The organism is Eubacterium ramulus ATCC 29099 (assembly GCF_000469345.1).
In the GTDB taxonomy this organism is placed as follows: domain Bacteria; phylum Bacillota; class Clostridia; order Lachnospirales; family Lachnospiraceae; genus Eubacterium_I; species Eubacterium_I ramulus.
This window is the reverse complement of sequence record NZ_KI271181.1, coordinates 1-4,302: the sequence shown is the minus strand read 5'-3', so window position 1 is coordinate 4,302 and position 4,302 is coordinate 1. Positions and strand designations below refer to the sequence as shown.

6 protein-coding genes and 1 pseudogene are annotated in these 4,302 nt (G+C 55.2%); all 7 read right to left on the bottom strand.

Translation table 11 applies throughout. From position 1 onward, the window contains the following. Window positions 1–15: 15 nt before the first annotated feature. Window positions 16–720 (bottom strand): annotated as a pseudogene (locus HMPREF0373_RS13585) (relaxase/mobilization nuclease domain-containing protein); the annotation flags it as partial. 158 nt (window positions 721–878) lie between these two features. Further along, window positions 879–1,226: a plasmid mobilization protein gene (locus tag HMPREF0373_RS13580; RefSeq protein WP_003020363.1), complete on the bottom strand. Its 348-nt coding sequence runs from the start codon at window positions 1,224–1,226 to the stop codon at window positions 879–881. Continuing rightward, window positions 1,223–1,387 carry a hypothetical protein gene (locus HMPREF0373_RS17070; RefSeq protein WP_014080207.1) on the bottom strand — a complete coding sequence of 55 codons (165 nt, stop codon included), beginning with the start codon at window positions 1,385–1,387 and terminating at the stop codon, window positions 1,223–1,225. The genes HMPREF0373_RS13580 and HMPREF0373_RS17070 overlap by 4 nt, the downstream gene beginning before the upstream one ends. 12 nt (window positions 1,388–1,399) lie before the next feature. Continuing rightward, window positions 1,400–1,984 (bottom strand): defense against restriction DarA-related protein, encoded by a 585-nt coding sequence (locus HMPREF0373_RS13575; protein WP_015553305.1) that lies wholly within the window; start codon window positions 1,982–1,984, stop codon window positions 1,400–1,402. Between the two features lie 13 nt (window positions 1,985–1,997). Next, entirely contained in the window at window positions 1,998–2,957 is a 960-nt protein-coding gene (locus tag HMPREF0373_RS13570; RefSeq protein ID WP_021740332.1) for a hypothetical protein, read from the bottom strand. 179 nt (window positions 2,958–3,136) lie between these two features. Continuing rightward, the gene (locus tag HMPREF0373_RS13565; RefSeq protein WP_044964565.1) at window positions 3,137–3,490 is read right to left on the bottom strand and encodes a cysteine-rich VLP domain-containing protein; all 354 of its coding nucleotides are present in this window, start codon (window positions 3,488–3,490) and stop codon (window positions 3,137–3,139) included. 177 nt (window positions 3,491–3,667) lie between these two features. Next, on the bottom strand, window positions 3,668–4,302 hold a 635-nt coding region (locus HMPREF0373_RS13560), incomplete at its 5' end, for a DUF4366 domain-containing protein (RefSeq protein ID WP_021740330.1).

Below are 4,302 nucleotides of genomic sequence, written 5' to 3'. Positions count from 1 at the left end.
ATAAAGCAATCCTTATCTAAATGACATTGGGTCAAATCCGGCTCCCAGTGTAGAAGCCCGGAGCCGAGTCGGTTTTTCCTGCCCGGGCGCAAGGAATGAGATGACACCGCCGCGTCCCTGTTTCACCGAAAATCCGGACTCCTCCATGAGACGAAGAAAGTCGGCAAAGTCTGTGGGCTTTTTCTCCAAAGCCGCGAGAATAGCCAGCCGTACCCGCTGCTTGGCAGAGGGTGGCTTTTCTCCGATCCACTGTCCATAGTGGAGAAAACGGCCCTTGCTGTGCTGGCACGGATTTTGGATAACAGACAATTCATGTTCGATGCACACGCGGTCAGAGAGCCGCCGCAGGGCAAAGGACGAACCAATGAAATTATGAAATTTCCGGGAGCGGTCAAAGGCCGTCGCATTGAAATAAATATGATTGTGGATATGGGCCTTGTCGGTATGCGTACAGACGAAGAACTGATACTTTCCCTTTGTCCAGCGCATCGCCGTTTCATAGCCGATACGGTTTGCTTCTTCCGCCGTAACCTCCCCGGGCAGGAACGCCTGCCGGATCTGAAAGAACAGGGCCCCGCGAGATACGGCCCGGCCTGTTTCTGCAAGGTATTGACTTTTTACCAGAAGAAACTCGGCGGGGGCCGTGTTCGGATCGCAGAGATAGGAAGATACGGCTCCCAGCTTTTCGGGGTTCAGGCCATAGGTGAAACGATCCTCCATCGTTTGAATTGCACTTTTTCCCGCCGCTGTTTTATAAGGGCGGATGTAGGTGGTCGCCGTAGAAATCCCTCCTTCCGGCAAATAGTATTTTTGCTTTGGGACACTTTGTCCCGAAGTAGAAAAAGCCGGGGAGCGGTATCAACCACTCCCCGGATGGGTCAGAGCTCTACCAGCGCGGAGAGCTGTTTCAAGAGATCAGACAGCGGCCCCCACAAAGCGGCATAGTCCCGCTGTAAGGCTGCGAGTTCTTCGGGATAAATTGCGCCGTAGGTGTTGGCCTGAATTGCCACTTGGTTCAGATTGTTGGAGCAGCGCCGCTGGAGCGAAACCAGCTCACGAACAGGCGAAAGGTCAACATGAAGCACATACCCACTCAGGGCCATTTTCCGCATATAGGCTCCCATATTACGGATGCCAGCCTCCGCCATACGTTCTTGAATCAGAGCCTGCTCCGCCTCCGACACCATCACATGAAGATGGATCGGACGGCGGCGCTTTTTTGTCATCGCTCCTCACGCTCCCGGCTGCGGCAGGCGCGGGGCGGCTCCTTTACCTTATCTAGCGGCTTTTCCTGTTCGTCTGCCGGAACAGGGTGCGGCAAATGAAATTCACGGTGCAGGCGCAGCACCTCCAGTACAGACAATTCCTGTTCACGTTTCTTTTCCATATACGCACCTCCTTATCTATCGCCACGGTCAGGCTGCCTCCGTTGAGGAGCCGGAGCCTCCGAGCCGCGATCTGCCTCCGCCAACTTTGCCGCATTTTTCATCTGCTCGGCAATCGGACGGGGCCTGTCGGGATTATCAGGCGCAGGACGCAGCTCATAGTCGGATGCCTGTTTTTCCGTTAGCGGGCGGGTATAGGTAAGATAGCCCCAAGCCAGGAACGAGCCATTTTCCACCGGGATGCGCTGATCGTAATTGAAGATTTCATCCGGCTTGTTATAAGGCGGCTTCGGGAATGTCCCGATGTCCACAGGCCGCTGGGTCGAATAATACTTGTAAAGGCCGGGAGCCTCGGTCTGCCTGATCCCCACGTTATAAATACGCTGATAGTCCTGCACCCGGTCTGCAAAATCCTGTTCCATCGCGGTGCGGTCATTTCCATAGTGACCCCATTCGTACTGCCGCTGGCCGTCCTTGTCATCATAGCAGGCCCATGTGACATAGCGGGATGGCGCGGTGGGATGTTCGCCCAATGCAAATCCCCGCCCATTTTCCAGCATGACCGCCTTCAAAATAGCATAGCCTTGATTTTTGTCCATAGTACACCTCCCATCATCGAGACATTTCTTTGTTTTCTCTTTTCACAAACGGCTGGAGCTGATAGGGGCTTGTACCGTCCTCGGGTCGCAGAAAGTCTATCCGGGCCGCAGCACGGATGGCGTTCTGGTTAAGCTGCCGCTGCCATGCCCCTTGGCTGGGAGCCCACTTAAAGCCGTTACTTTTCAGTTCCTGCCGCTGATCGGCATCGGGCTTTTCCTCGAAAATAAGCTGCAAACGGTTTTCAGCCTCGTTGATTTTGGCCTTGCCTCCGGGGAATGTCCAGCCAGCAAACTCGGAGCGGCTGCTCAGTTCCTCAATGCGCTGGCGTACACGGCGGATGTTGGCGTTGTTGTTGGAAAGCAGATAGGCGGGATACGGCTTGCTTTTATCCAAGTGCCATGACTGCGCCATATCTGCTTTGAGCTTTTCTGCCTGCTCCGGCGTAAGCTCCGGGCAACCGTCCAGCGTTTTGTGTTTCCGAAAATACGCATTGACCTCCTTCATGGTGGTCTGCTGGGACTCCAGCCCCTCCAGCTTTTTTGTCAGTTTTTCCACGGCAAGATCATCGTCTGCGCTGATCCCACCCATACCAACAGAGCGGATTTTATCAAGCAGCTTTGAAATCTCTGCATACTCTCCATAGTTGCGATCCCGGGCGGCGTTCTGCTTGTGCTTCTTTGCCACAGGGAAGTTGCCGCCCCCAGAGATCAGAATAGAGGGTACACGGGCATCAATCACATTGCGTTCATTCAGATTTTCGGCAAGTTTCCGGGCATAGCGATCCACCAGTGTGTCAATCTTATCATGGTACATGGGATCGACACGCGCTTTCTGGCGTTCCGCCGCTGCATACGCTTCATCGACCATTGCCCGGTAGCCCGCCGTAGCGGAGCCCGGCTGATAGTCGGAAAAGCTGTTCATATCTTTTGCCCGCTTTGCGGCTTCTTCATTGATCGGATAATATTTCGGCATAGTACCTCCTTCCACAAAAGCCGGAACTTTGGGACAAATTGTCCCAAAGCCCCGGCAGCTAAAATGTTGACAGCATCTCACGGAAACAGGGCCGGACGTAGAAATATACGCCTCCCGCAGAAAAGGGCCTTAAAAAGCCTTGTCACAGGCGGGTTTTGGATGTCCTAATTGTCAACACATCAGCCCCGCTTTTTCCGCATATATTCCCGCTGCTGTCTGCGGTGTGCCGCCTTTGCACAGGCCGCCGAACAATAGGTTTGCCGTCCATCAGGAGCCACGGCTCTGCCGCATACCGGGCAAGCCTTGAAATCCGGCCTTGGCCCCTCTATCAGCAACGCAGCCTCCAGCGCCGGATCAAGGGGCAGAACTGCCTCGCGGAAGTAGCGGCAATAAGCCCCCGTCCAGCATTTCCCAAACATATAGCACTCGCAATCCAGCGGCAGGCAGCCGCAGTCCCGGTCATAGTTGGCACACCATTTTGACACCAGCCTGCGGATTGCCGCTTTTTCTGTCCGGGTCAGTTCTCGGCCCACAGTATCACCTCCCGTTGCCCGGTGGTTTGAGCTGCTCCCGGTAGCAGAACACGCAGCCGATCCCGCGCCAGTAAGGGCAGCCGTCACAACGGGAGCCCTTCGGCGGCAGGCTTGGCGGCACACCCTTAAAGTAGCTTTTTTCTTTCATAAATCCCTCATAGGGGTTGTTGGTAAATCTCATTCATTATCCTCGCTTTCGGTATCGTCCTCGTCCCAAGGCGGCCCATCGTCCTCGGGATCGTCATAATCAGCCAGTTCCTCACTGTAATCCTCTTCGGGTACAGCAGCTTTTTCATGCTTCGGGCGGTAGATTTTGAAGTACCAGCCTGCACCGCCGCCCAGAACAGCCACTGCCAAGATCAGCAGAAGCGTCCCGGTATTACTTTTCTGCTGGGGCTCGGGTTCCGGCTTCTCCGCAGGTTCCGTCACCGGAGCGGGTTCGGGAGCTGTGCCAGCACACTCGGTCATGTTGACCGCGCAGACCGCGCAATCCGTATGGATGGCTCCGGGTGCACATTTTTCTGTGCAGGAGCAGGCCGGAAGCTCTCCGCCAGCGGCCTCCAGTGCCGCCAGCAGATCGGCTTCATCCACCATGTTCAGAAAGTAGGTGTGATACTGTTCGCCGTCCTCGTCCACAGGCTTGTCATAGTCAATGACAATGTAAAAGGTGTTGCCGCCGCTGGTTTCCACCGTGATGAACTGTTTGTTGGTTGCAGCATCGTAGAGCAGATCGCGGGTCACAAGGTTTCCATCCTCCGAAAAACCCTCGCCCGGGGTAATGGTAGGCGCTGGCTCCGGGGCCAGAGTTTCTT

Bases quoted from the DNA above. Each gene is read 5' to 3' on its own strand.
- HMPREF0373_RS13580 (WP_003020363.1), bottom strand. From the start codon at position 1,226: ATGACAAAAAAGCGCCGCCGTCCGATCCATCTTCATGTGATGGTGTCG.
- HMPREF0373_RS17070 (WP_014080207.1), bottom strand. From the start codon at position 1,387: ATGGAAAAGAAACGTGAACAGGAATTGTCTGTACTGGAGGTGCTGCGC.
- HMPREF0373_RS13575 (WP_015553305.1), bottom strand. From the start codon at position 1,984: ATGGACAAAAATCAAGGCTATGCTATTTTGAAGGCGGTCATGCTGGAA.
- HMPREF0373_RS13570 (WP_021740332.1), bottom strand. From the start codon at position 2,957: ATGCCGAAATATTATCCGATCAATGAAGAAGCCGCAAAGCGGGCAAAA.